General features: G+C 71.4%; 15 protein-coding genes and 3 pseudogenes. 5 read left to right on the forward strand and 13 right to left on the reverse strand.

Going from position 1 to position 25,134, the window contains the following annotated elements; translation table 11 throughout:
• Window positions 1–139: 139 nt before the first annotated feature.
• Window positions 140–3,523, forward strand: a complete 3,384-nt coding sequence (locus AC07F0_RS26435) for an NACHT domain-containing protein (protein ID WP_478982413.1) — start codon at window positions 140–142, stop codon at window positions 3,521–3,523.
• A gap of 40 nt (window positions 3,524–3,563) precedes the next feature.
• On the opposite strand, the pseudogene AC07F0_RS26440 reads toward AC07F0_RS26435, so the two are convergent.
• The 4 genes and pseudogenes from AC07F0_RS26440 to AC07F0_RS26455 all read right to left on the reverse strand — a co-directional run bounded on the left by AC07F0_RS26440 (window position 3,564) and on the right by AC07F0_RS26455 (window position 12,264).
• Window positions 3,564–6,474: pseudogene (locus AC07F0_RS26440) on the reverse strand (ATP-binding protein).
• Between the two features lie 209 nt (window positions 6,475–6,683).
• Entirely contained in the window at window positions 6,684–7,688 is a 1,005-nt protein-coding gene (locus AC07F0_RS26445) for a (-)-alpha-amorphene synthase (protein ID WP_478982415.1), read from the reverse strand.
• On the reverse strand, window positions 7,672–9,156 hold the full coding sequence (locus AC07F0_RS26450; protein ID WP_478982417.1) for a cytochrome P450: 1,485 nt from the start codon (window positions 9,154–9,156) through the stop codon (window positions 7,672–7,674). The genes AC07F0_RS26445 and AC07F0_RS26450 overlap by 17 nt, the downstream gene beginning before the upstream one ends.
• A 213-nt stretch (window positions 9,157–9,369) precedes the next feature.
• Entirely contained in the window at window positions 9,370–12,264 is a 2,895-nt protein-coding gene (locus AC07F0_RS26455) for a glycosyl hydrolase 115 family protein (protein ID WP_478982419.1), read from the reverse strand.
• A gap of 551 nt (window positions 12,265–12,815) precedes the next feature.
• Here AC07F0_RS26455 and AC07F0_RS26460 point away from each other — a divergent pair.
• Window positions 12,816–13,526, forward strand: coding sequence for a chorismate mutase (locus AC07F0_RS26460; RefSeq protein ID WP_478982421.1), 711 nt, complete (start codon window positions 12,816–12,818; stop codon window positions 13,524–13,526).
• Between the two features lie 127 nt (window positions 13,527–13,653).
• Here AC07F0_RS26460 and AC07F0_RS26465 read toward each other — a convergent pair whose 3' ends face one another.
• The 5 genes and pseudogenes from AC07F0_RS26465 to AC07F0_RS26485 all read right to left on the reverse strand — a co-directional run bounded on the left by AC07F0_RS26465 (window position 13,654) and on the right by AC07F0_RS26485 (window position 18,403).
• Complete coding sequence (locus AC07F0_RS26465) at window positions 13,654–14,097, reverse strand: DUF779 domain-containing protein (protein WP_478982423.1); 444 nt, start codon at window positions 14,095–14,097, stop codon at window positions 13,654–13,656.
• A 79-nt stretch (window positions 14,098–14,176) separates the two neighbouring features.
• Window positions 14,177–14,608: an SDR family oxidoreductase gene (locus AC07F0_RS26470; protein ID WP_478982425.1), complete on the reverse strand. Its 432-nt coding sequence runs from the start codon at window positions 14,606–14,608 to the stop codon at window positions 14,177–14,179.
• A 46-nt stretch (window positions 14,609–14,654) separates the two neighbouring features.
• Window positions 14,655–14,897 (reverse strand): annotated as a pseudogene (locus AC07F0_RS26475) (hypothetical protein); the annotation flags it as partial.
• A gap of 122 nt (window positions 14,898–15,019) precedes the next feature.
• On the reverse strand, window positions 15,020–17,062 hold the full coding sequence (locus AC07F0_RS26480; protein ID WP_478982427.1) for a CocE/NonD family hydrolase: 2,043 nt from the start codon (window positions 17,060–17,062) through the stop codon (window positions 15,020–15,022).
• Between the two features lie 45 nt (window positions 17,063–17,107).
• Window positions 17,108–18,403, reverse strand: coding sequence for an ATP-grasp domain-containing protein (locus tag AC07F0_RS26485; RefSeq protein WP_478982429.1), 1,296 nt, complete (start codon window positions 18,401–18,403; stop codon window positions 17,108–17,110).
• Window positions 18,404–18,614: 211 nt separating this feature from the next.
• On the opposite strand from AC07F0_RS26485, the gene AC07F0_RS26490 reads away from it, so the two are divergent.
• Window positions 18,615–19,520 (forward strand): SDR family oxidoreductase, encoded by a 906-nt coding sequence (locus AC07F0_RS26490; RefSeq protein WP_478982431.1) that lies wholly within the window; start codon window positions 18,615–18,617, stop codon window positions 19,518–19,520.
• Between the two features lie 21 nt (window positions 19,521–19,541).
• Here AC07F0_RS26490 and AC07F0_RS26495 read toward each other — a convergent pair.
• Together AC07F0_RS26495 and AC07F0_RS26500 are read right to left on the reverse strand one after the other, a co-directional pair.
• Window positions 19,542–19,790: pseudogene (locus tag AC07F0_RS26495) on the reverse strand (ATP-binding protein); the annotation flags it as partial.
• 264 nt (window positions 19,791–20,054) lie between these two features.
• Window positions 20,055–20,672, reverse strand: coding sequence for a LysE family translocator (locus AC07F0_RS26500; protein ID WP_478982433.1), 618 nt, complete (start codon window positions 20,670–20,672; stop codon window positions 20,055–20,057).
• A gap of 111 nt (window positions 20,673–20,783) precedes the next feature.
• Here AC07F0_RS26500 and AC07F0_RS26505 point away from each other — a divergent pair, with 111 nt between their 5' ends.
• Window positions 20,784–21,236 (forward strand): Lrp/AsnC family transcriptional regulator, encoded by a 453-nt coding sequence (locus AC07F0_RS26505; protein WP_020275150.1) that lies wholly within the window; start codon window positions 20,784–20,786, stop codon window positions 21,234–21,236.
• A 51-nt stretch (window positions 21,237–21,287) separates the two neighbouring features.
• Here AC07F0_RS26505 and AC07F0_RS26510 read toward each other — a convergent pair whose 3' ends face one another.
• On the reverse strand, window positions 21,288–22,238 hold the full coding sequence (locus AC07F0_RS26510; protein ID WP_478982435.1) for an aminoglycoside phosphotransferase family protein: 951 nt from the start codon (window positions 22,236–22,238) through the stop codon (window positions 21,288–21,290).
• 266 nt (window positions 22,239–22,504) lie between these two features.
• Here AC07F0_RS26510 and AC07F0_RS26515 point away from each other — a divergent pair, with 266 nt between their 5' ends.
• Window positions 22,505–23,161, forward strand: coding sequence for a DUF5701 family protein (locus tag AC07F0_RS26515; RefSeq protein WP_478982545.1), 657 nt, complete (start codon window positions 22,505–22,507; stop codon window positions 23,159–23,161).
• Between the two features lie 411 nt (window positions 23,162–23,572).
• Here AC07F0_RS26515 and proP read toward each other — a convergent pair whose 3' ends face one another.
• Window positions 23,573–25,069: a glycine betaine/L-proline transporter ProP gene (gene proP, locus AC07F0_RS26520; RefSeq protein WP_478982437.1), complete on the reverse strand. Its 1,497-nt coding sequence runs from the start codon at window positions 25,067–25,069 to the stop codon at window positions 23,573–23,575.
• Window positions 25,070–25,134: the final 65 nt, after the last annotated feature.

Here is a 25,134-nt window from a genome sequence, read left to right on the forward strand (position 1 = left end):
CGGGTGAACCTGCCGCCCGCGGACGCCCGGGAACCCGCGAGCGCGGAACCCTCACAGGGTGAACGGTGGTACGCGCGCTTCCCAGGGTCCTGCTGCCCCGAGCCACGAAGGAGGAGGACTGCCGCGACTGCTCGGGCGGATGCTCCGCGACGGGCTCGGCGTGCGCCGCGCGCTGCACCGGCGCCGGCTGATGCGGCAGGGCTACGACCGGACCAGGACCTGGCGGGTCCGCAAGAGTGGCGGGTACGTGGCGCTACTGGTGCTGACGTTCCTCGGGGCGCTGCTTCTGCTGTTCCTGGCGGTCACGGCAATCATCACCCTGCCGCAGGAGAAGAGTTTCGAGTCGCCCGTCAGATGGGTGGACAAACAGTGCACAGGGGATGGCTTCAGCTGCACCGTCCTCCAGTCCCTCTTCATGCCCTTCCTCACCCTAGCCCTGGCCACCGTCACCTACCTGTTCTTCCGGTTCAGTCATGTGCGCCGGGCCTACCTGCGGAAGGCCCGCCTGGAGCCCCACGCACTCGTGGAGACCGCGGGCGGCATCTTCGGGCGGGTCGTGGGCCGCGACCAGCTCTGCTCCGTCCTCATGGAGGACCTCAGGGACCGCCGCTTCCGCCGTACGCACGTCGTCGTCGGAGGCGTCGGCACCGGGAAGACGGCGCTGGTCGTGCTGCTGACGCAGCGGCTCGCGGAGCGCGGGGCGGTGCCCGTGCCGCTGCGGCTGCGCGCCGCCGACAAGAACATCGACTTCCGGGAGCTGGCCTTCGAGCGCTTCTGCCGGGAGGTGCAGGGCAATATCCGCTCCGGTGCCGAGGCGGAGAAGGTGTGGCGGCGCCTGTGCCAGCAGGGGCGGATCGTAGTGCTCGCGGACGGCCTGGACGAGGCGCTGACCACCGAAGACCTGACGGAGGAACGCGACACCATCATCCGGCTGGCCATCCGCCGCGCCAACGAGGAGGGCCTGCCGCTGATCATCACCTCCCGGCCGCACGACTCGCTGCGCGGCATGGAGGCGTCCCTGACCGAGCTGGAGCCGCTGAGCGAGGAGGCCGCCCTCACCTACATCTCGTCCGGGGGCACCGGGGAGGACCGGCAGCGGCTGGACTGGATCGTCGAGCGGGCCGGTGTCGCGGAGGCCCCGACGTACCTGGAGATCGCCGCCGAACTGCACGAGCAGGGACTGCTGGAGCGCGCACTCGCCGGCCGGGGGGAGGAGGAGGCCGTGGAGACGCGGGGCGGCGACCGGGCGTCGCTGAGGTTCCACCTCTTCGAGACCTGGATCAGCGCCCTGATCAGCGGCCGCTTCGGGCCGCATCTGCCGCTGTCTCCCGAGGAGCGCCGCTCGGTCGTCCACTACCTGTCCGCGCTGGCCTGCGTGGGACTCGCCCTCGACACCTCCGAGGTGCGGTTCGCCGATGTCGTCGACGAGCAGGACCCGGCCCGCTCCCGCTTCCCCGAGATCGTCCGTGAGCTGGCCCGCAGGGTCGGCGACAGCGGCATCGACCTCAGGCTCGCCGCCCACTGGGGCGCCGGGATGAATCTGGTCGAGCTCGGCGGCGACCGCGTCCGCTTCCAGCACAGCGTGATCCAGGCCCAGTTGGGGGCCCGCTTCCTGAGCGCTGTGATCCACCCGGACGTCCCGGCACAGCCGGAGGAGGGCTCGTACTTCCCTGCGGCCCTGCGTGAACCGGGCCGGGAACTGCTGATCGCCATGGTGCTGCACTCCCGGCTGCCCGACGGCGCGTGCGTCCACGAGGAGCCGGGCGCGGCGGGCTCCGAAGGGACACTGTGGTGCCCGGTGAGCGCCGCCCGGGACCTGCTGATGGAGGCCGCCTGCCAGGCACAGACGGTCCGGAACACCGGACCCGGCAACAACGACGACAAGCACCGGGTACGGCCCCTCTTCGGCCGCACCCTGCACAGCAAGGCCCTGGAGCTGTACGCGGCCGCCCTGGAGATCGACAGCGTCGACGCCCAGCCGGAGCAGCACCTCATCGCCATGCGGCTGTGCACGTCCTGGCCGGATCTGCGGGCCCGCGACCCGCACACCCTGCGCACCGCGAAGGCCCTGCTCGTGGAGAGGTTCGGCGAGGCCATGCGCGGCGTCGCACAGCGGCAGACCCTGCGGCCCGCCTATCTGGAGATGTTCGAGATCGCCCGCCTCGAACCCTCGTACTCGGTCCGGCTGGCCATCGCGCAGGAGATCGGCGCCGGCGGGGACCTCGCCTTCGCGGCGCTCCAGCCGAGGCTGCGCGGGCCGCAGCTCGTCGAGGGCCTGCGGGTCGAGCGGGAGCCCGACTGGCGGGAGAAGCTGTGGGGCGGGCAGCAGCCGGAGCTGGTGGGGGAGCGGGAGACCAGACTGCGCCGGCAGGGCGAGGGCCAGGTCGCGCGCATGAAGCGGGAGCTGAAGGAGCGCGCGGACGAGCGGCGCCTGGAGCGCAGACGGGAACGCGAGGACCGCGAGGCCGAGGAACGGCAGTGGCGGGACAACACCCTGTGCGCCTGGCTGATCCCGCTGCTCGTCGGTTCGGTCACCACCCACCGGCACCAGGACACCCCGTACGCGTTCCTGGAGAGCTGGGTGCGACGCGTCGGCGTCCCGGCGGACGGTCTCGACGGGCCCGCCGGACTCGACCTCAACGTGGAGGTGGCGCTGGCCCAGGGCTTCAAGTACGCGGCGAACCGCCGGCACCGCCATCCGCACGCCCGGCCCGAGGCCCGGGAGTACCTGAGCGAGCAGGCGTGGGACATGCTCAAGCGCTCCCGGTTCTGGTTCACGCGCCTCACGCTGCTGCACGCGCTGACCCTGTGGGACCTGCCCGACGGCAACTCCGCGGGACGCCGGTCACGTGGTCACGGGTCCGACCCCGCGCAGCAGGTCCGTCAGTGGCTGGCCCGGCCGGACGGAGAACCGGAGCACCCGTTCGTGACCGCGGCCGGGAAACTCTGCGTCTGGGCCCTGGAGACGGGGCAGCCCGAACGGTTCCTGTGGATCGACGAGTCGGGCGTCGCCGCACACGTCGGTTCCCAGACCGCCAGGGGCGAGGTGCGCAAGCACAACCTGTGGATCCCGCCCTCCACGGGCTGGAGCGCCCTGCACCCGACCGCGCAGCAACTCCTCGGCGATGTGCTGCTGCTCCTGAACCTGGCCGAACGGGGAGACTGGCCCACCGACCGCATCCGGCGCCTCCAGCACACCGCCCGGCCCGACCTGCCGCCCTGCCTCACCCAGGACCGCACCCCGCTCGACCCGGGCCGCGCCACCGTCCGCACGAACTCCTCCCAGGCGGGCTCCAACTGCCGCGACGACTGCGCCTTCGAACTGTGCCCGTACCCGCCCAAGGACCTGGACGGCCACCGGGTGGAACTCGGCGAGGCCTTCTGCCGCGCCCAGTCCACCCTCCTGTCGCGCTCCCCGTTCCGCCCCAAGGCCTCCTGGCAGCGCCGCACGAACATCACGGAGCTGCGGAGGTTCTGGGAGTCGATGGGACATCGGGCGCAGCACAATTCGAAGGTGCGGTGAGCGAACCGGCGGCCGGGGCGGGCGGCCGGGCTCCGGGCCGCTACCGCTCGTGTCGGAAGCGGTTCGACAGGGCGTCGGGGAGGCCGGACGCGTCCGTGCCGAGTTTTCGGTACACCGAGGACAGCAGTTGCCGTACGCCCTGCTCGGTGAGCCGCAGATCCTTCGCGACCACAGAGGCCGGGTGGCCCAGGGCCGTCATCTCGGCGGCCCGGCGCTCCTGGGCCGTCAGTATGTCCGTCTGCGGGTAGCGCAGGGGCAGCGGGCGCAGTCCCGCGGCGGCGAGCTCCTGCCTGGCCCGGGCGGCCAGGCCCCCGGCACCGCAGTGCACCGCGCCCTCCAGGCCCTGGTAGAGCCGGTCGGCGGCGTCGTGCAGGCGCCCCTTGCGGGCCAGTGCGGCACCGTGGCCGACCAGGGCGCGGGCCAGTTCGTACGCGGCGGGCGACTGCTCCAGCTGGTCGACGGCCTGCGCGTGGAGGTCGAGCGCCGCCTCCCCGCCCGTCACCTCCGCCTGGACATGCAGCGCCCGGCCGATCGCGGAGGCCGCACCGAAGTCCCGGGCCCGCTTGACGGCGTCCTGGGCATGGCGGACCGCCTCGTCCGGGGCGGTGCGGGCGAGCGCCGAGGCCAGTCCCAGCTGCCAGGGGCACCACGCGGGGTTGCGCCAGTCCCGCGCCTCCAGCCACTCCCCGACCTCGGACAACAGCCGCGCCGCCTCAGAATGTCGCCCCTCCGCCAGGAGCAGGTCGGCGTACACCGTGCGGGGATCCGGGAAGATGACGGCGTTGGGGACCACGTCGCCGTAGTGGTGGCTGTCGGCGAGCCGGCGTGCGTCGCCGGTCCGCCCACGGGCCAGCAGGGTCTGGATGAGAATGCCGATGGCGAACCACTGGGCGGGCACCGCTCCTTCGACGCGCTCGGCGGTGTGCAGCCCGGCCTCGACGAGTTCTTCCGCCTCACGCAGGCAGCCACGGCGGTAGCGGATGTAGCCCAGGAGCGTCTGGCCCTGCGCCAGATGGGAACCGCGCCACCCCATGTGCTCGCACTCGGCCATGCCTTCGGCGAAGAGTTCCTCGGCCCGCCGTGGCTGATCGCAGTACATGAACAGCAGGGCGACCGCGACGGGCACCTCGAAGCCGCGGTTCTCGTCGGTCCAGCTCATCCCCCCGCGGAGGGCCTCCTCGGCATGCCCGAGGGCGGTCCGCCGCGGCTCGCCGCGCACGAGGGCGTCCCACGCCCGCAGCCCGAGGATGTAGCGCTCCTCCAGGCCCCGGCCGGGCAGCTTGTCCGCCAGCCGCGCCAGCCGGCGCGAGCGGGCGGAGGAGTCGGGTTCGTCGGCGCGGAACGCGCTCCACACGAAGTGATCGGCCTGCATGCGCAGTTTGACGCGTGCGTTGATGGCGCGCCGCGCCTCGTCGGCGGCCACGGTCGCGGCCTCGGTCAGCCGGTCGGTGTGGGCCAGCGCCTGGGTCAGCCGGTAGACGATGGAGGCGCGCAGGTCGGGGTCGATTCCCGGCTCCTTCAGCGCCTCACGCAGAAAGCCGATCGTGGCCGTGGGTTCGATCAGGAAGGTCGAGCAGGCCAGCTCGTGGAGAAGGGCGGCGCGGTCCTCGGCAGGAGGTGGTTCCCGCAGTGCTCGGGTCAGCACGCGCCGGGCGGCCTCCGGGGCCCCGGCACGGAGGTACTCACGCGCGGCGGCGCGCAGGCACGCGACCGCCTCGGGCCGGCCGTCGCAGGGAACCTCCAGTAGGTGCCGGGCGGCGACGGTGGGGTCGGCCCCGACCGCCTGGGCGGCATGGGCGGCCGCGTTGTGCATGCCGACCCGCAGGCCCGGGGGGGATGTCGCGGTAGATCGTCGTGGCGATCTGCGGGTGGACGAACTCCAGTCCGCCCGCGGGCTCTTCGGTGTCCGCGAGAATGCGGCGGGCGCGCAGCTTCTCGGCCGCCTCGGCGGCCTCCTCGCTGCCGAGTACCGCGAGGTCGGCGGCAACTTCCGTTGAGAACGGCCCGCCCAGGACAGCGCCGGCCCACGCGAAGCGGATGGTGCCCGGGCCGAGCCGTTTGAGGCGCTCGATCAGGCCCGGGCCCTTGACCGCAGCGGCGAGGTCCCGCATCAGGGGCAACTCCTCCTGGGTGCCCCTCACTCCCCGCTCACGGAGCCTGATGGCCAGTTCGACGGTCTCGAAGGGGCTTCCACAGGTGACCGTCCAGCACTCGCCGCAGAACGCGTCCTCGGCTTCCGCGCCCACTTCGCTCCTGATGATCCGCGCCACGCCGGCCTCGCCGAGCGGGGACAGCACGTGCGGGCGCTGCTCGTGGCGTTCGACGAGCGTACGGAACGAGGTCGCGTCGGACGGAAGTTCGTCGGGCCGGTAGCCGACGACGATCAGCAGCGGGAGGTTCGCGACCCGGGGTGCGAAGGAGGCGAGCCAGTCGAGGGATTCGGCATCGGCCCAGTGCAGGTCGTCCAGGAGCAGAACGACAGGCGAGTTGAGCATCGTCAGTCGCGTCATGACCCAGTCGAGCCCGTCCCGTACGCCGGTCGGGTCCGGCACCCGGGCGGGGTCCGTCGCCTCGAGACCGAGCGCGGCGCCGACGATGTCGTACCAACTGCCCAGGAAATCCCGGCGCTCCGCCTCGCCCATCCTGGCCAGGATGGGATGCATGGCCTGGCGGACGACGCGGAACGCCATTCCCCGCTCGTTCTCGCCGCCCTTGCCGGAGAACACCGTGAATCCGAGGGCGGCGGCGCGGGCCCGCACCGTCGCGATGAGTGTGGTCTTGCCCAGCCCGGCCTCGCCGGTGAAGGCGAGCAGTCCGCCGCGCGGTACCTGGGGCACCCCGTCGACGGTGTCACGGAGCTCGGCCAAGGCGTGGCCGATGGCCCGGAGTTCCTCTTCGCGTTCGAGCAGAGGCCGTTCTTCGATGATCGGTTGCCGCAGCCCATGGGTCATGTGGTCTACCGCTTCCTGTCGTTGCTCCCCGCCGGACGGGGCGAGCGTACGCCCTCGTGCACACCCCATGGCCGGGTCGGAACGGGAGATCGACAGAGCGGGTGAATTTCCCGCGCGGGAGCGGTTCGGGTCTCAGTCTTTCGGGTATTCTGCTGCGTTTCGCCCCTCTCTAGACCCCTGCAGGTGGAAACGACCGGTCGGGCAGCGGGTCAGAGCGCCGCGGGTGCGGCCATCGTGTCCGCGTAACGTGGCACGGTCCGGGACCAGAAGTAGCAACCGCGGATCCAGCCGGCCATGCCCTCCACGTAGCCGACGCCGGACGGGCTCAACTCCGGTCGCAGTTCACCGAAGAGCTCCTCGAACTCGCGGATCGTGCTGTTGATGTGCCGTGTGGCGAGCGTGACGGCCACCGGCAGGGAGCACCGGTGTGTCCGCTGGTAGGCGAGGGCCAGGTTGATCACGCCGCCCGCCCGGTGTTCCTTCACCGCGGAGAACAGGTCCGGTATCCACACCGCCGCGTCGGCCGACAGTCGGCTCAGGCGTCGCATGACGGGGTGATGGATCTCCTCCGGGGTCAGTTCGCACGGCTGCGCGGCCTCGCACAGCGGGTAGAACGGCTCGACGCCCGCGATGAGGGAGCGTATGGACCGGCAGAGCCCGCTTCCCACCGGGACGGACTGGGTCTGGGCCACCGCTTCGTACAGCAGGCCGTGTACGTACTCACGGCTGTTCCAGGCCCAGCGGGCCGCCTGAGCGGGTGTGCACCGCTCCTGTACCTGTCGATGGAGGTCCGCCAGGGCCGCCCCGAGCGGTGTGGTGGGCGGTTGGCCGTCCCGCAGGATCGCGATGCTCTCGCACAACATGGGCAGCAGCCGGTCCGGCGTGTGCCGGCCGACGTCCTCCGCGCGGTCGTCGTAGATGAACTGGTAGGCGATCTGGGCGGCCATGATCTGGAGGAGCCCGGGGTCCATGGTCGGACTGTTGTAGGCCGCGAGTTCGGCGGGGCGCGTGGCGGCGATCATGGCCGCCACGGCCGGGTCGTCGGTCAGCCCCCAGGTGCCCAGCCATTCCTCGACGCCTGCCGCCGCTTCGAACGCGTGGGGATTGCGCTGGAACGGGAAGGGCATGTAGAGGTTCGCGTCGATCAGTTCCCTCAGATCGACGACCGGATTCTCCTGCGCGGCGAGCGCTATTTCCTTATGCGTCGCGGACATCGTTGCCACCTGCCGTTCGTGAGTTGAGGACGACGGGTACGACAGTTGTCCCGGGTGAGAGTGAATCCCCCCGACGCGGTGGGTCCGCCTGCCGCCTCGTTCGCGGTTCGCTGACCATCACCAATCCTCTGGGCCCCAACGACGCGGCGGGGCGCAGCCGTTCGGTATGGCCGGGCAGATGACGCAGCCGCCAGTGCCGGGCGATGAACGCGACGGCCACCGTGGCCTCGGTCAGCGCGAGTGTCTCCCCGATGCATTTCCGGCTGCCCGCACCGAACGGAATCACCGCCCCGGGCGGGACCGCGACGGCCTGCCCGGGCAGCCAGCGGTCGGGGAGGAAGCGATCGGGGTCGGGGAACAGAGCGGGGTCGTGGTGCAGGAGGTACGGGCTGAACATGACGGTGGCCCCCTGCGGGAGACGGTGCCCGGCGAGCTCCGTCTCCCGCGTGGTGACGCGGGTGAAGAGCCAGCCGGGCGGGCGGTGGCGGAGGGTCTCGGTGAGGACGCACCGGGTGCGGACGAGGCGCGGCAGCTCGTCGGGGCCGGGCGGTTGCCCGGAAGCGAGCACGGCGTCGGCTTCGCGGTGCAGGCGGCGTTCCTCCTCGGGATGCCGTCCCAGAAGCTCCAGGGCGGAGGAGAGGCACAGGGCGGTGCTCTCGGCGCCGGCGAACATCAGCGTCAGCACCTGACCGTGGACTTCCTGGTGGCTGATCGCCGTCCCCCCGCCGTCGCCCCGCGTGGCCGCCAGCAGGGTTCCGAGCAGGTCGTCGCGGTCGTCGTCGGAAGTGCCTCGCCGGCGCTGGGTGATGACCGCGTCGACGATCGCGCGCAAGCGGTCGGAGGCATGCCGGTAACGCCGGTTCGCCGGCGTGGGAACACGGAACAGGGCGTCGACCGGCATCACCGTCCGGACGAACATGCCGCGGACCACAGTGGCCAGGCACCTGCGCAGCTCGGCGGCCGTCGCGGTGTCGAGCGAGTCGGAGAAGAGGACGCGGCTGACCACGCGTGTGGACAGGTCCAGCATGGTCGCGCTGATGTCGACCGCCTGCCCGGCCCGCCACGCGCGGCACACCGACTCCACCTCCTCGCCCATCAGGCGCACCTGGTCGGCGACGCGTGCCTTGCGGAACTCGGGCTGCAGGAGCCTGCGCTGGCGCCGGTGATCGTGGTGGCGGCAGGTGCCGACGCCGTCCCCCAGCAGCATCCGCAGCCTGTCGTAGAGCGGGCCGCCCTTGTCGAACGTGCGCGGGTCCCTGAGGACCTGGTGGACCAGGTCCGGGTGACACGTCATCCAGGCAGGCTGCGGGCCCAGACGTATCTCGACCAGATCCCCGTGTTCGGGCAGAGATTTCAAAAAAGCCAGCGGCCGACGGACCAAGTCGATACCGTGGCCGATGAATGGGAATATGCCTGGAGCAGTCCCCACTGTCCAATCTCGGGCTGGTCCGGAAACAGAGCCGCTCATCGAATACCACCTGCCTCATTTGGCACACGGGATTCCGGTGCGGTCGCACCGACTTGATGCTCGCCCCATGTCCTGCCCAGTGGAAACCGCCGATCGCTCGCCGAATCCTTTCTCCTTAGGGGCGCACGGATGCACGGAGGGGCATCGAGCGCATCACGGGGGCTGCGTGCACCGAGCTCTTTGAGTTTCGGTGCACGCGGAACTGTGGTCCCGTCAGCGCTCCTGAAGAACGGGGCCGGGGTTGAAGACGCGGTGATAACTCCGCGGCGGCGCGAGATAGCTCGCGGGCAGGCCACCCGTGTCGATGACGATCTGGTCCACGGCGATCGCCGGGTCGGTCATGAACAGCCGCAGGACGTGTTCACCCGGCTCCGTCACGGTCACCGTGGCCGTCAACTTCTCCACGCCCTCTTCGACGTTGCGAGCCCATGCATCCCCCCGGTTGCCCGTGGCGATCGCCTGGCCGGACAGGATCGTCGGCGGATGGTCGTCGAGGGCGAGTGCCAGCCGGCGCTTGCCCCGCTCGTCGAGGGAGGGCAGCCGGAAGACGGTCACCGGGAAGGTGCCGGTGCTGGTGAAGCACACCCGGTAGCGCAGCTCCGGTGACCGGGTGGGAAGGTCCTCGGTGATCGGCGGTGCGGTCGTCGGGACCGCCTCGACGGCGGCCGTTCGGCGTCCCAGGCCGCGGACGACCCGCCACCGGGCCCCGCCGCGCGCCACCCGGCGGTCGAAGTGCGCGGCGGCGATCGACACGTAGCCGTGGGCCTCGACGAAACCGCGGGCGCGCTGCCGGGCCCGTTCGCCGTCGTTGACCACGCGCAGGGGCACTTCGGCGGTCGTGCCGGCGCCGGTGAAGGTCAGGGTGGGGTGGTGGGTGCCTTCCGCTGCCCGCGGCCAGTCGATCTCCACCCATATCCGTGTCTGGTCGGTGAGTTCGCCGCCCGCGGTGCTCAGCCGGATCCACGGGTGACTCGGCTCGGCCCGCCACTGAACGGGGAGGAAACCCGTGTTGAAGACGTCCACGAAGCGGCGGTCGCGGGTGTAGGAGGAGAAGGAGAGCGGCCGGCTCGCTCCCGTGTCGTTGCCCTCCGCTGCCAGTCCCAGGCCGGAGGTCTCCCGGCGGGGCACCCGTGTGACGGCCGGACGGCCCGGGACCTTGGGGATCTGGGACGGGTAGGGGTTGACGATGCCGTCCCACTTGCCGCCCGCGATCTGCGTGTTGTACCGGCGGGTGATCTCCTGCTCCTCGGCGTGCGCGGCCTCGGCCAGGTCCGCGAAGCGGTTGATGCCCGCGCCGCGCCCCTGACGGACGGCGAGCGCGTTCCGGTCCGCCCAGTAGTACTTCAGGTTCATCAAGTAGGCGCCGTGCACCGGGTATTCGACCAGCTCGTAGAAGGCGTCACGGTAGGGCTCGGGCAGTTTCGCGCCCAGCTTGCGCACCCGGTCCAGTAACTGCTCGTATGCGGCCAGCCGGCGGCCCGCCTCGTCGCCGTGGTGCACCGTCGAGAAGATCGCCTTGTCGATGAACTCCGGGCGCCGCTCCGCCGCCAGGCGGTAGTACTCCGTGCGGATGGCGGCGATCTCCGGGCCGTGGCGCCGGCCGAACTGACGCCCCGCCCACTCCACCAGGAAGTCCTCGACGTCGTCCGGGCCCCAGCGGTCCACGTCCCACGCCATGTCCAGGCAGAAGGACAGGCCCGTCTCGATCGACTTGATGTCACCGACGTTGAAGATCCACATCCGGTCGGCCCGGTGGTCGTGGACCCGGCGCAGCTCCTGCCACACCTTGCCCAACTGCGTGGTGTCCAGCCAGAGATAGCTCCGGGGACGGCCCCAGTAGGAGAGGTGGTAGTAGATGCCGTTGCCGCCGGAGCGGCGCCGCTCCGCCTCGTCCGGGAGCTGGCGCATGTTGCCGTGGTTGTCGTCCGGCCAGATCAGCGTGACGTCGTCGGGGACCTGGACGCCCGCGTTGTACAGCTCCAGGACCTCCTTGTACGGGATGAAGATCTGCGGCTGGGCCGCCTCGCCCACCTCCTCGGCCAGGATGCGGCGCTGGTCGCCGATGATGTCGTTCATCACCGCGACCTTCTCCGGGATCGTGGTGGCGTACTTCGTCTCCAGGGCGGAGTCGTGCAGGCCGCGCATGCCGATCGTCCAGCTGCTCTCGTAGGCGGCGTTCTGCCGGGCCCGCGCCCGCCAGTAGTCGGAGATGACGGCCGGGTTCACCGTGTAGTCGTAGACCGGCAGGGTGCCGTCGGGGTCGCGGTGGTCCTCGGCCCAGGGTTCCCACTCGTGCACGCCGTTGCGCAGCATGGCCTCGGGGTGGCTGGAGCCGACCACGATGCCGTAGCGATCGGCCAGTTCGGGGTTCTCGCGGTGCTTGTTGAAGAAGTCGGAGTACGGGTGCATCGCGGGCCAGAGGTAGTTGGCCTTGAGGCGGAGCAGCAGCTCGAAGACCCGCTCGTAGGTCCGGGGGCCGATGTTCTTGTCCGGCTCCTGGGTGCGGTGGGACCAGGTGGTGAGGTTCTGCTCGTCGTTGATGAAGATGCCGCGGTAGCGGACGGCGGGCTCGTGGCGTACGAAGGGGCCGGCCGGGACCGTCACCGTGTCGCGGCGGACCACCGGCACGTCGGCCCACCAGTACCAGGGCGAGACGCCGATGCGCTCCGAAGTGTCGTAGACGGCGTAGATGGTGCCGCGCCGGTCGCTGCCCGCGATCACCAGGGCGCGGTCCACGCCGGGCAGCGGACGATCCACGACCCGGGTGACGGACGCCTCCCAGCGGCCCTGGACCCGGGAGACGTCCAGGCGTCCGTGCCGGACCAGCCGGTCGATCAACGGGCTCGCGCCGAGCGTCCCCACCAGGACCAGGAGTCCGGCCCGCCGGGGCACGGCGTGCAGCAGCCGTGGCCTGACACCGCCGACCCGCTCCACGTCCGCCACGAGGTCACCGGCCGCGCGGACCACGGCGGGGTCGTCCGCCGCGTCCACGAACACGTCCGTGGCGGTGCCGTTGCGGAGCAGCGGAAAGTCCGGCCGGGCCGAGGCGGCGGCGTCGGCGGCGGGGAGTACGGCCGGGAGCAGGGGAGCGGCGCCGACGGCCGCCATTCCCCGTAAGAACGACTTGCGGGTCACCGAGGGGGAGGAAGAACTCTGCGGCGACGGAGACGAAGGTCTGTGCGGCACGGGGCACTGCCTTTCCGCGTCAGACCCGCGTCGGTTCCTCGTCCGGGCCGTCGGCGGGGCTGCGCGCACGTGGGATGGGACAGGGCTGGGTTGGCACGGGCAGGCTAGAAAGCGCTTGCCGTCGCACCCTAGGTGAGCCCGCGTCAGGGCGTCCAGAGGTCGCGAGGCGTCCACGATCGCGCCGCCCCGGCCCTTCCGTGCCTCTACCGCCCCTGCCATGAGCAGCCCCGCAACAGCGCCGTGCGCGGCGGGATGTGGTCCAGCAGGACCCGCCGTGTGGGTCCCGCACTACTCCCATCCCTCCTGCACCCAACACGCCCCCGACGAAAACCTGTTGTGGTCGGTGGCCCGCGAAGGGCAGCGCATCATGGCGGAGTTGTTCTGGGACCTCGGCGCACACGCGCCTGAGGCGGATCGATAGGTTGCGGACGGCGCCGCGGTCCGGCGCCTCGCCCCCACGGAAGGACACTCCTGTGCGCCCTCGACGTCCCCGGTCCGCCCTCACCCTCCTCAGTACCCTGACGGCCGCGGCAACTCTGGCCGTCGGTACGGCAGGCCAGGCCATCGCCGCCGAGCGGCCCGCTCCCGTGCGTCACAACGCCGCCGCGCACGGCGTGGCGCCGGGCCTGTCGTCGGTGACCGAACTGCTCGCCCAGCGGCTGCTGCTGGCCGACAAGGTCGCCGCCGCCAAGTACGGCACGGACACGCCGATCGACGACCCGGAGCGCGAGGCGCGGATCCTGGACGACGTCCGCGCCCGGGCGGCCGGCCTGGGTCTCGACCCGGATGCCGTGGCCGCCGTCTTCCGGGATCAGATCGAGGCGAACAAGCTGGTGCAGCGCGGCCTGTACGCCCGCTGGGACGCGCACCCGGCCGAGCGCCCCACCGAGCGGCCCGACCTGGCCAAGGAGGTCCGCCCGGCCCTCGACCGCATCACCACACGGCTGCTGGCCGCGCTCGACGACACGGAACGGGCCCGGACCCTGCCGTCGTGCGGCCCGCGCCTGGCCGCGGCCGCCGGCTGGTCGGCGTACACCCACCGGCTCGACACGCTGCACCTGAAGGCACTCGGGCGGGCACTGCCGTCGGTGTGCGCGGCCGCCCGTGACGGGCTGAGGACCAGACTAGGGCTTGTCGTTTGGATCAGGTCGCAGGAAAGCGACCGTGCTGTTCAGCGCCGGTGAGCGGGGTCTGGTGCGTGCAGCTGCAAGGCGGAGGAGGGCGTCGACGCGGAGCGTCGGCAACCGACGACAACGCGGCAGATGGCGCGTGCCAGACCCCGCGTCTGCGGCGTGATCCAAACGACAGGCGCTAGGCGTCCTGGTCCGCCCCGGTCGGCAGGGGCGGTTCCGACTTGATGCGGCGCAGTTCCTCGTCGGTGAGGAGGCGGGAGCGGAGCAGGAAGCGGACGCCCTCCGGGGCCTCCAGGGAGAAGCCGCTGCCGCGGCCGGGGACCACGTCCACGGTGAGGTGGGTGTGCGACCAGTACGCGTACTGGTCCCCGCTCATCCAGAACGGGGTGTCCCCGGCGACGTGCCCGAGCAGGACATCACCGGCGCCGACCCGGAACTCTCCGCGCGGGTAGCACATCGGGGCGCTGCCGTCACAGCAGCCGCCGGACTGGTGGAACATCACCGGCCCGTGCGTCCCGGTCAGCCGCCGCAGCAACTCCTCGGCTGCGGCAGTCAGTTCGACACGTCCCGTGCGCGCGGTCGTCGGCAGCACGCCGGGGTCGGGGGCGGGTGAGTCGGCCATGGTGTACCTCCCTGCGGTAGGGGTGCCCCGTCATGGTCGCGCGGAAGTGCCCGTCCCGGAAACCCGGCCCCGGTGACCGTCAGCCCGCACGCCGCCTGTGCCGGCGGATCCAGGCCGCCTGACCGCCGTCCACCAGGAGGTCGCTGCCGGTGATGTACCGCGCCTCGGGGCCGGTGAGGAAGGCCACCGCGTCGGCGATCTCGCCGGGCGTGCCAGGCCGGCCCGCACCGCACGCGTCGAGCATCGCGAGCATGTGCCCGTCGGCGTCCGAGTCGGCCTCGGCCTTCGCCATGGCGGTGGCGATGACACCGGGGCTGATGGTGTTGACGCGGGCGCCGAGCCGGTTCCAGGCGAGGGCGGCGGCCTGCACGCGTACGTGGTTGGCGCGTTTGGCCAGGATGTAGGCGGCGGTCGCGTCGTCACCGAGGGCCGTGACCGCCTTCAGCCCGAGCAGCTCCTCGGCGGGCGCCGTCGCCAGCGCGGCCTCGTCCTCGTCGTCGAGCGAGGCCATGTGCCCGGCCAGGCTGGCGACACACACCAGAGAGGTGCCGCGGACGTGCGGCGAGCAGGGTGGCGGTCACCGCCCAGGCGGCGTCCGACGGCGAGGCGTGCGGGTACTTCGGCAGCTCGGGGACGATCGGGATGACCAGGGTCTGCATCAGCGAGACCACGATCCCGGCGAGGGCGAGCACCGCGACGACGGCATTCGGTCTGGGCGGTCCGGGTGGGGCGGAGGCCCCGGCCTCCGCGTGGCTGGTGGGGTGTCGGGCATGGCGGGCCTCCGTGGAGCGGGGGAGCAAGATGCTTGACTAGGCAAGCAGTTGCCCATTGCCTAAGTCAAGCAACGTTTCCTCGGGTGGCTCCGCAGGCGGCTCACCAGGTGGCTCCTCGGGTGGCTCCTCTCACCCCACTCGGCCCCCCGCTACAGCAGGTCGCGCGGGACCTTCTCGTTCCAGGTGCGGGAGAACACCCGGCGATCGGCCTCGTACGCGTCGAGGGTGGCGTCCACGAAGAAGTCCGAGTCGTCACAGCTCAGCTGGGTGTGCGTCACCACCCGCACGTCCCAGTCGTCCCGCTGGAACCGCATGGTCCACGTGGACTCGCCGCTGACCGAGGTGAAGTCGTCGGCGACCGCGGTGTAACGCTCGTGGGCGCGGCGCCCGGCCTCCAGGCCGATGTGCTCGAAGCGGACCGTGCCCCGGTCCTTCACGATGTCCAGCTCCGAGTGGTAGCCGACCAGGTCCCGCTTGACCTCCCAGCGCTCCTCCGGGGGCGTGACCTGGCTCGTCGCGAGCGGGGGAGTGCCCTCGGGCTCGCCGAAGGGAGACGCCGGCACCTCGTCCGGTTCCTCCACCGGCCGCACCGGCAGGGTGAGCGCGCTGGAGTGCTCGTGGACGCTCAGCAGGGCCGGCTTCGGCGGCGGCCAGGCCAGCGGCCAGTAGGACGTGGAGAGGGAGAGCCGGATGCGGTGGCCGGGCGGGAACGCCTGGGCCACTCCGTTCAGCGGGATCGTGGCGCGGTAGCGGCGGCCCGGCTCGAGCGGCTCGGGGGACTCCGTGCCGTCGCGGCGGGTGAGGTTCAGGATGCCGTACGAGACACGCGTCGCGGAGCCGTCCGGGCTCACGTCGGACAGCCGCGCGGCCACCAGGGCGACCGGTTCGCTGACCGACAGGTCGAGTTCCACGGTCGGTGAACCGAGGATCTCCACCTGCTCCGTCAGCGGCTCGGTGTCGAAGACGAGGGAACCGCCGTCCTCCTCACGCTGGTCGTACGGCAGGTCCGGGGGCGCGTTGTAGGAGGCCCACTTGCCCGCGAACTGGCCCACGGAGAGCGGCGACTGTACGGTCAGCGCGTCGCCGCCGGCGGTGTCCCCATCGTCCGTCTCCTCCCGCGGAGGCCCGATGGTGTGCCGGGTGAGCGGATGAACGGTCTGCCGGATGTGCGGGGAGGGCCATTCCGGTTCGCCGACCCAGCGTCCCGGCCGCTCCTCGTACGCGGTGGAGGGCGGCACGCTGTCCTGCATCCACGCCTGCAGCATGGGGCCGTCCATCACACCGTTGTCGACGCCCTTCAGCCAGTGGTCCCACCACCGGACGAGCTCCTGGAGGTAGCCGATGGCGGGGCCGGGCTCCCCGAGGTGGGGGAACTTGTGCGACCAGGGGCCGATCAGCCCCTTGCGGGGCACGTCCAGGTGGCCGAGCAGCCGGGTGACGGCGTTGGAGTAGCCGTCCGCCCAGCCACTGGAGGCCAGGACCGGGCAGCGCACGCTGCTGTAGTCCTCGCACACCGAGGCGTGCCGCCAGTAGTCGTCCCGGCGCTGGTGGCGCAGCCACTGCAGGACCCAGGGCTCGGTGTGCTCCAGCCGTTCCCGCCACATCTCGCGCCACCGGTCGCCGACCACGGCCGGGTCGGGCGGGCAGGTGCCGTAGGCGAACATCGTGCCCGCCTCGGCCAGGTTGTCCGACAGCAGGGCGCCGCCCATGTAGTGCATGTCGTCGGCGTGCCGGTCGTCGGTGAAGGAGGCGATGGCGATGGCCTTCAGACCCGGCGGCTGCCGGGCCGCCACCTGGAGTGCCGCGAACGCGCCCCAGGAGATGCCCATCATGCCCGCGCCGCCGTCACACCAGGGCTGTTCCGTCAGCCAGGCCAGCACCTCCTCGGCGTCCGCCTGCTCCCGCTCCAGGTACTCGTCCCGCAGCACGCCCTCCGAGTCGCCGGTGCCGCGCAGATCGACGCGGACACAGGCATAGCCGTGACCCGCCAGGTACGGGTGGTGGATCGAGTCGCGTACGGCCGTGAGGTCGCGCTTGCGGTACGGGATGTACTCCAGCACCGCGGGCACCGGCTCGTGGTCGGAGGAGGTCGGGCGCCAGATGTGCGCGGAGAGCCGGACCCCGTCGGACATCGGGATCGTGACGTGCTCTTCTTCCTTCGTCGCGTACGGCAGGTTGGTCACGTAACGCATGGAACCCACGTGCTCCTTACTGTCGGGGTTCACTCCGGCCGGGCTTCACTCCTGCGGGGGTTCGTCGAAGGCGAGGCCCAGGGCGGCCACGCAGTGGTCGAACTTCTCCCGCAGCTCCGCCTCGTCCGCACCGCCGGTGTAGATGTGCGCCAACTCGTAGCTGTAGCTGTCCTGTCCGGGGAGATCCGAGAGCCGGGTGCCCTCCTCGGGGACCACCTCGATGCGCACGCCCGGCGTCTCCCGCTCGATGCGGGCGATCTCCTCGGGGCCGGGCACCTGGCGCACCACGCCGTCGGTGAACCACCGGTGGTACCACTTCGCCGCCATCGCGTACGGGCCCTCGCGGTGCGGCATGCGCGGGTCCTCGCCGAGCGCGAGGCGGACCATGCAGTGGTGGTTGGGGACGCCGTCGACGTACTGGAACAGCTCCGCGTGCGACTGGGAATGCCGCGGGTTGATCTCCAGCAGGTTGATCGACTGCGTCCGCGGGTCGTAGAAGTACTCGATGCTGAAGGTGGCCGAGTCCATTCCGATCTGCCGCATCACCCGCTCCGAGACCTCGTGGAGCTCCGCGATGACCGCCGGCGGCAGCGTCGAGGGGTACTGGTGGCGCAGGAAGCAGGGGGAATCCGGGTACTGGATGGAGTCCAGCACTCCGTAGATGGTCACCTCGCCCTGGTGGCTGTAGCCCTCGACGGCGACCTGGACGCCGGACATCGCCTCCTCCGCCAGACAGACCCGGCCGCCGACGCCGTCCATCTCCGGAGGCAGGTCGATGCGTTCGAGGATGTGCTCGAAGGGGCGGCCGATACGGGAGATGCCCTCGCGGATCTCGGTGACGGCCTTGCGGAACTCCTCTTCGTCATCGACGCCGAAGGCGAGTTCGGAGGAGTAGGAGAGCGCGGGCTTGACCCACATCGGGAAGGTCACGTTCTCGGGCGGGCGAGGCGGCTCGGCCGACAGGTCGACCCGGTCGAAGGCCGGGTGCCGGTCGGTCGCCTTCTGCTGCTCGAGACGGCTCCAGTACTTGTGCTCGCACTTGACCACCGACTCCAGGCTGGTGCTCCGCGTCCCGTAGCGCTCGCTCAGCATCGGCACGAGGGTGCTGACCGGGAAGTCCCAGTAGCCGACGATCGCGTCGATGCTGCCGTCGAAGGCGTCCAGCACCTCCCGCGCCTTGTCGAACAGTGTGGGCAGGTGCACCTCGCCGACCTGGAGTTCCTCCACGGTCAGCAGCTGGTGAAAGCGCAGCCGGTCAGCTCCGGGAACCGCCCGCAGCGTCGGCAGATTGGCCTCGTCGAGCCCGATCACGAAGACGTTCTTCACCGTCTCGTCAGACACGGATCTCCTTTCGACAGCAGGCCCTCCGGCCGGGCCTTCCAAGATCGACTGAGTACCCCTCGCGGGTGCGGCCATGCCGGTCGGCGCGGCACCGGCCGGGCGACACCGGGGTACATGCCTGCCGCCGATATGGGCACGCGGTGCGGGGAGGAAACGGCGCGACCCCAGGTGAACGGCCGCGCCGTGGACGACACCGGCGAAAGGAAATCCCGTGCAGCCCGAGCAGGAACGGTCCGCACCGCAGGTCGTGTCCGAGCCCGACCCGCCCTACGACTCCGACAAGCAGCCACGGCCCGGCCTCGAGGCCGACATGCGCACCCCGCCGCGCTACCGGGCGAGCCGCTACCGGGCCAGCGGGAAGCTGGAGGGCAAGGCCGCGCTGATCACCGGCGGCGACTCGGGCATCGGGCGGGCGGTGGCGCTGCTGTATGCGCGGGAGGGCGCCGACGTCGCCATCGTCTATTTGCCGGAGGAGCAGGTGGACGCGGAGCGCGTCCGGCGGGAGGTGGAGGACCAGGGCCGGCGCTGTCTGCTGCTGCCCGGCGACCTCACCGACCCGGAGTTCTGCCGCGAGGCCGTCGAGCGGACGGCGGCGGAGCTCGGCGGGCTGAACATCCTGGTGAGCAACGCCGCGTACCTCAACAGCAAGCTGGAACTCGACCAGTTGACCGCCGAGGACTTCGACCGGACGTTCAAGACGAACGTCTACGCGTACTTCCACCTGCTCATGGCGGCGCTGCCGCACCTGGAGCCGGGCGACGCCGTCATCGCCACCGCGACCGAAGAGGCGCTCAAGGGCAGTACGACGATGATCGACTACGCGGCGTCGAAGGCCGCGCTGATCACCCTGACCAAGTCCGTCGCCGTGCACCTGGCCAAGCGCGGTGTGCGCGCGAACGTGGTCGCGCCGGGCCCGACCTGGACGCCGCTCAACGAGGCCGACCAGCACATGCCGCCGGAGGGGCTCGCCCACATCGGCAGCGAGGCCCCGCTCGAACGCGCGGCCCAGCCGGAGGAGATCGCACCGACGTACGTCTACCTCGCCTCCGACGCCGACTCCAGCTACACGGTCGGCGAGGTCATCGCGGTGACCGGCGGCATCGTCGACACCCGATAGCCGCCGGCCGTCGGCCGCTGTTCAGGAGGACGGCTCCGTGGGCCGTGGTTGTTCCGCCCAGATGCACTTGCCGGTGGGGGGCCGGCGGCTGCCCCGGCGTTCGGCGAGCCGGGCGACCGGCAGCAGTCCCCGCCCGCCCTCGTCGGACACGCGGGCCCGGCGCAGGTGGGGTGCGGTGCCGCTGCCGTCGGACACCTCGCAGATGAGGGCCGAGTCGCGGATCAGGCGCGGTTCGATGGGCGAGCCGCCGTACCGCAGCGCGTTGGCGACGTCGCGTGGAACCGGGCAGGGCGGCGGCGAGCAGGCGGATGACGGCCCGGCCCACGACCTCCCCGGGTTCGTATCCGAGCAGCCGTCCGGCGCCGTCGCCCCACACCGTGATCACCCCACGGGCGTCGACGACGACCGCCAAGTCCTCCGGTACGCGTCCTTGCCCGGTGCCTCCGGATGTGACGCCCCCGCCGCTTCCCCGGTCATCATCTCAGGAAGGCCCGCCGGGGACCCCTCGCCGGTTTCCCGGGGGTGCACCCGTTGTCAGCGGGCCAGTTGCTCCACCAGCAGGAAGCCGCCGATGACGATCATCATCGCGCCGGAGACGCGGGTGACCGCCCTGGCCGCCGCGGGCCTGGTCTTCAGCACGGTGCGGGCCAGGACTCCGACGGTGAGGTAGACGACGGCGCAGGCGGTCATGTGCAGCGTGCCGAGCAGGCCGGTCTGCGTGGCGACCGGCCAGCGGCCCGCGGGATCGAGGAACTGAGGGAACAGCGAGAAGTACAGCAGCAGCGCCTTCGGGTTGAGCCCGCTGATCCCGGCTCCCCTGAGCATGGTCCGCAAGCGGGAGGAGCCCACGTCGCCCTCGGGGGCCGTCAGGACGGCCGGCTGCCTCAGCACGCCGCAGCCGAGCCACACCAGGTAGCCGGCCCCGGCTATGGTCAGCGCGGTGAGCAGGGCCGCCGAGTTCGCCACGATCACCACCAGGCCGGCGACCGCGAGCAGGGTGTATCCCGCGTATCCCGCGACCAGCCCGGCGACCGCCGGGACGACCGACCGGCCCCTGATGCCCGCGGTGATCGCGTAGGCCCAGTCCGCGCCGGGGGTCAGCACCAGCAGCAGATCCACTGCCAGGAAGGCCGCCAGTGTCGTCGTATCCATGGACCGGTCCCTCTCACGTGCTGTGTCGCGAGAGGAAGGCTAGGCCGGATCAGCCCGAAAGTGTTCCCTGCTTTACCCCTTGCTCACGGGATCTGGGGCAGAATCTTCTCCATGGATGCCCTGGACCGGAAAATTCTTACCGAGCTCCAGCTGGACGGCCGTCTCACGGTCACCGAGCTGGCCGCCCGGGTGAAACTGAGCGTCTCGCCCTGCCACCGCCGCCTGCGCGACCTCGAACGCGAAGGCGCGATCCGCGGTTACCGGGCGGTCGTGGACCCGGCCGCCGTGGGCCTCAATTTCGAGGCCCTCGTCTTCGTCACCCTGCACTGGGAGGACGCCGACACCGTCTCCGCGTTCGAAGAAGGCGTGGCCGCCGTCCCGCACGTGCTCCAGGCGCAGCGCCTGTTCGGTGACCCCGACTACCTCCTGCGCGTCGCCACCACCGACCTGGCCGCCTTCCAGCAGCTGTACGACCGGCAGCTCGCCCGGCTGCCCGGCGTCCAGCGCCTGAACTCCACCCTCGTCATGAAACACGTCGTCGACGACCGGCCCCTGCCCGAGTGAGCAGAGCCGGCCGCTGGAGCTCAGCCGCCGAGCAGAGCCGCCGCCCGGCGCTCAGCCGCCCAGGCCACCGGCGAAGGGCATCGTCCGCCACTGTTCGACGGCCGGCTGCAACGCGTCCACGAGCATGGGCAGTTGGGGCGCGAGCGCGAGACACGCCACCGCGCGGGACATGCCCACGGCGTTGACGAGCCGCAGCACACCCTCGTCCAGCCGCCGCAGGCCCCGGCGTTCGGCGGCTGCGTCGTAGGCGGCCTCGCATGCGGGGCCGAGAGCCGCCAAATCCCACTCGACCGGTCCGAACGTGGTCAGCTCGAAGTCGGAGTACAGCTCGCCGTCCTTGGCGGAGACGATGTTGGCCGCGGGGGAGTCACCGTGAATGGTCTGGAACTCGATGCCCGGGAACGCGGCCTCGAACCGCGCGCGTGAGCTGATGACGGGCTCCAGGGCCTCCCACTCGCGCCGCGCTCGGTGCAGGTCGGCCGGGTCCAGCAGGTCGGGCCGCCGTTCGAGCGCGGCAAGCCCCTCGGAGACGAACCGGGGTTCCGCCGCCGACAGGAACGGCAGCTCACCCGGGTACGAGCGCAGCGCGGCGTGCAGGCCGGCGACCCGGCCGGCGTTGTGCACGTAATCGGGCTCCACGCTCTGGTCCAGCTCGACGAACTGCCAGAACGTCATCGAGAAACCGTCCCGCAGCACCGGCTCCCGCGGCACCAGCGGGCTCGGCGGAATCACCGGGTGCCCCTGGTCCGCGAGCCACCCCGTCACATCGAGCTCCTGCCGCTGCCGCGCCGCCTGGGACTCGGGACCGGAGTACGACGGCAGGACGGTCGGCACCCGCACCACCACGGGCGACGGAGCGAGATGCACCACGACCGAGAACACGTCGTAGAGCACCCTCGCGTCGGTCACCGTGAGCCCCAGATCACGACCCGCGGCGACGGCCGCCGCGCGAGCACGGGACGTGCGAGCTTCCATCTGATCAGCCGTCAAGAACCCTGCCATTCCAACGATGTTGTCACGCCGGCCACGGGCGTGCGACAGATTAACGGCCCTCCGAACACGGTCCCGCCTGCGGTGCGAACGCTCCGCCTCCCAGGCTCCCGAGACCGCCGCGGCCACCCTCGTACGCGTCAAGGTGTGACGCCCCGCGAGGGGCGGACGCACGGCCTGTCCGGCGACGGGCGGAACGGAGGTGAACGGGAGGGAACGCCTCCGTGAAGCGGCGCGTTGCACAGGAGTTCGCCCACGTCGCCGACCCTGGGAGCATCGTGCCCGACACCACGCCCGCCCCGTCCACCGTCCTCCCCGCACTCCCGCCCCTGAGCGCGCAGGCCGAGCGGCTGATCGAGCTGGGGGTGCACGACACCGCCGGGCTGTCCGCCGACGAGATCCGCGGGTTCGCCGCCGAGACCGACGGCGAAGGTGCCCTGCTGGCCGTGCATCCGGACAGAGCCCCCGCCTCCGCCCTCGCGCCGGTGCTGCGCCGCGACGGCAAACCGGGCTTCGTCGTCGTCGACATGCCCGACGTCGACGCCTTCACGCCCTGCGCCGTCGAACTGCCCGACACCCCGCTCTACGTCGTCACCGGCCTGGACCGCGGTGACCACATGGCCAACTGGAGCCCGGACGAGGCGCTGCCCGCCCTCACCAAGGAGGACCGCACCCCGCTGCTGCTCACCGAGGGCATCCACTGGGTGCTCCAGCAGCCGGACGCCCTGGAGCGCAACCGCTGCTTCATGACCATCGGCTCCCGGCTGCGCAAGCCCGACGGCAGCCTGGACGCCCGCACCCCGGCGATCTGGATCAGCAACGGCACCGGACGCGACGGCCGCGAGCGCCGCAACGCCCCGAAGGTCGGCTGGTGCTGGTGGAACAACCGGCACACCTGGCTGGGCTTCGCCTCCACTACGGGCCGCAGGTTCTAGGTGTGCCGACCGGACAGGTTGGTGACGCGGCTGGCTGGGGTGTGGCCGCTGATTCCGGTGTGGGGTCGGTGGTAGTTGTACCAGTTGTGTCCGCAAAGTCCCGCCTTCCCCGCGGCGTCTGGCACGCTCCCCCACTGCCTCAAGGGCGTGGGAGGTGCCTCCACTCGCCGTACCGGACGAAGCCCCGAGTACATCCAGTAGGAGGGACTCCGCCGGCGCGCCGAGAGCACGCACCAGACGCCGCGGGGCCCGCCCTCCAGGCGGACGACGGGACTTTGCGGACACGACCTAGCCTGGAGGGCATCGGCACTGGACAGCAGGGATGCGCGCCCGGGGCAGCGGCGGGACGGTACGACCGCCGTCGCTGCCCCGGGCCTGTGACGCGAAGAACCGCGGTCGTCCGACGGGAGGTCAGAACCTGGGCCGAGGGGCCTGTTCCTCGACGATCTTCGCGGCCTCCGCCTCCGTCTCCACCGACGGCGGGGAGCCGGCCAGGGGCTTGTTGGCGGTCTCCTTCATGCACAGCACGGCGATGACGCCGATGACCGCGGCACCCGTGGAGTAGTAGGCCGGCATGAGGGTCGAGTCGAAGGCACTGATCAGGGCGGTGATCACCAGGGGAGTCGTGCCGCCGAAGATCGACGTGGCCAGGTTGTAGGCGACCGAGAGGGAGCCGTACCGCACATGGGTGGGGAAGATCGCCGGGAGCGCCGCCGACATCGTGCCGAGCATCGTCACCAGGGAGAGCCCCAACAGCAGCAGTCCCAGGGCGATCAGGACGACACTGCCCTGCCGGATGAGCAGGAAGGACGGCAGGGACAGGCAGAGGAACCCGAGCATCCCCGCCATCAGCAGCGGCCGGCGCCCGAAGCGGTCCGACAGCCGCCCGACCTGGTTGATGACGCACATCTGGAGCACCATCACGAGCAGCAGGATCAGCAGCCCGTGGTTGGTCCCGTAGCCCAGCTCGTCGGACAGATACGTCGGCATGTACGACAGCAGCATGTAGTCGGTGATGTTGTACGCCGCGACCAGCGCGAGGCACAGCAGCAGCGGCCGCCAGTACCGGGTGAAGATCTTGCCGAGGTCGGCCGCGGCCGAGGTCTCCACGGAGTCGGCGGCCTCGCTCGCCTTGACCTGGCCGCCCTCCAGCTTCTGGAAGGCGGGCGTCTCGTCCAGCTTCAGCCGCAGATACAGGCCGATGAAGCCGAGCGGGGCCGCGACCAGGAAGGGGATGCGCCAGCCCCACGCCAGCATCTGGTCGGCGCTGAGGACCATCTGGAGGACGACGACGAGGCCGGAGGCCCCGACGTAGCCGGCGAGGGTGCCCAGCTCCAGGAAGCTGCCGAAGAAGCCGCGCCGCTTGTCGGGCGCGTACTCCGCGATGAACGTCGAGGCGCCCCCGTACTCCCCGCCGGTCGAGAAGCCCTGCACCAGCCGGAAGAAGATCAGCAGGGCCGGGGCCCACAGACCGATGACGGCGTGCGAGGGGACGAGGCCGATGGCGAAGGTCCCCACCGCCATCATGATCATGGTGAGGGAGAGGATGCGCTTACGGCCGACCTTGTCGCCGAGCGGCCCGAACACCATGCCGCCGAGCGGACGCACGAGGAAGGCCACCGCGAACGTCGCGAAGGAGCTGAGCAGCTGCGCGGTGTCGTTCCCGGACGGGAAGAACACCTTCCCTATGGTCGAGGCCAGATAGCTGTAGATGCCGAAGTCGTACCACTCCATCGCGTTGCCGAGGGCGGCCGCCTTCGTGGCGCGCTTGACCGCCGCCTCGTCGGTCACGGTGATGTCGCTGCGGCGCAGCTTCGGGTGGCGTCGCTTCTCGATCGCCCGGAACAGCGCCCGGTGTCGTCTCACGGCTGCGTGGTCCACCGACTCGTCGTTGTCGGGCGCCGCCATCACGTCGTTCCTTTCGCCGGTCGTCCATCCCAACCACAACGCCTGCACAGATCTCGCGTGCTCAA

The organism is Streptomyces sp. NPDC045955, from assembly GCF_056430805.1.

Excerpts from the sequence above, each read along its gene's own strand:
- AC07F0_RS26435 (WP_478982413.1), top strand. The coding sequence starts at position 140 with ATGCTCCGCGACGGGCTCGGCGTGCGCCGCGCGCTGCACCGGCGCCGG.
- AC07F0_RS26445 (WP_478982415.1), bottom strand. The coding sequence starts at position 7,688 with ATGTCCGCGACGCATAAGGAAATAGCGCTCGCCGCGCAGGAGAATCCG.
- AC07F0_RS26450 (WP_478982417.1), bottom strand. The coding sequence starts at position 9,156 with ATGAGCGGCTCTGTTTCCGGACCAGCCCGAGATTGGACAGTGGGGACT.
- AC07F0_RS26455 (WP_478982419.1), bottom strand. The coding sequence starts at position 12,264 with ATGGCGGCCGTCGGCGCCGCTCCCCTGCTCCCGGCCGTACTCCCCGCC.
- AC07F0_RS26465 (WP_478982423.1), bottom strand. The coding sequence starts at position 14,097 with ATGGCCGACTCACCCGCCCCCGACCCCGGCGTGCTGCCGACGACCGCG.
- AC07F0_RS26470 (WP_478982425.1), bottom strand. The coding sequence starts at position 14,608 with ATGGCCTCGCTCGACGACGAGGACGAGGCCGCGCTGGCGACGGCGCCC.
- AC07F0_RS26480 (WP_478982427.1), bottom strand. The coding sequence starts at position 17,062 with ATGCGTTACGTGACCAACCTGCCGTACGCGACGAAGGAAGAAGAGCAC.
- AC07F0_RS26500 (WP_478982433.1), bottom strand. The coding sequence starts at position 20,672 with ATGGATACGACGACACTGGCGGCCTTCCTGGCAGTGGATCTGCTGCTG.
- AC07F0_RS26505 (WP_020275150.1), top strand. The coding sequence starts at position 20,784 with ATGGATGCCCTGGACCGGAAAATTCTTACCGAGCTCCAGCTGGACGGC.
- AC07F0_RS26510 (WP_478982435.1), bottom strand. The coding sequence starts at position 22,238 with ATGGCAGGGTTCTTGACGGCTGATCAGATGGAAGCTCGCACGTCCCGT.
- proP (WP_478982437.1), bottom strand. The coding sequence starts at position 25,069 with ATGGCGGCGCCCGACAACGACGAGTCGGTGGACCACGCAGCCGTGAGA.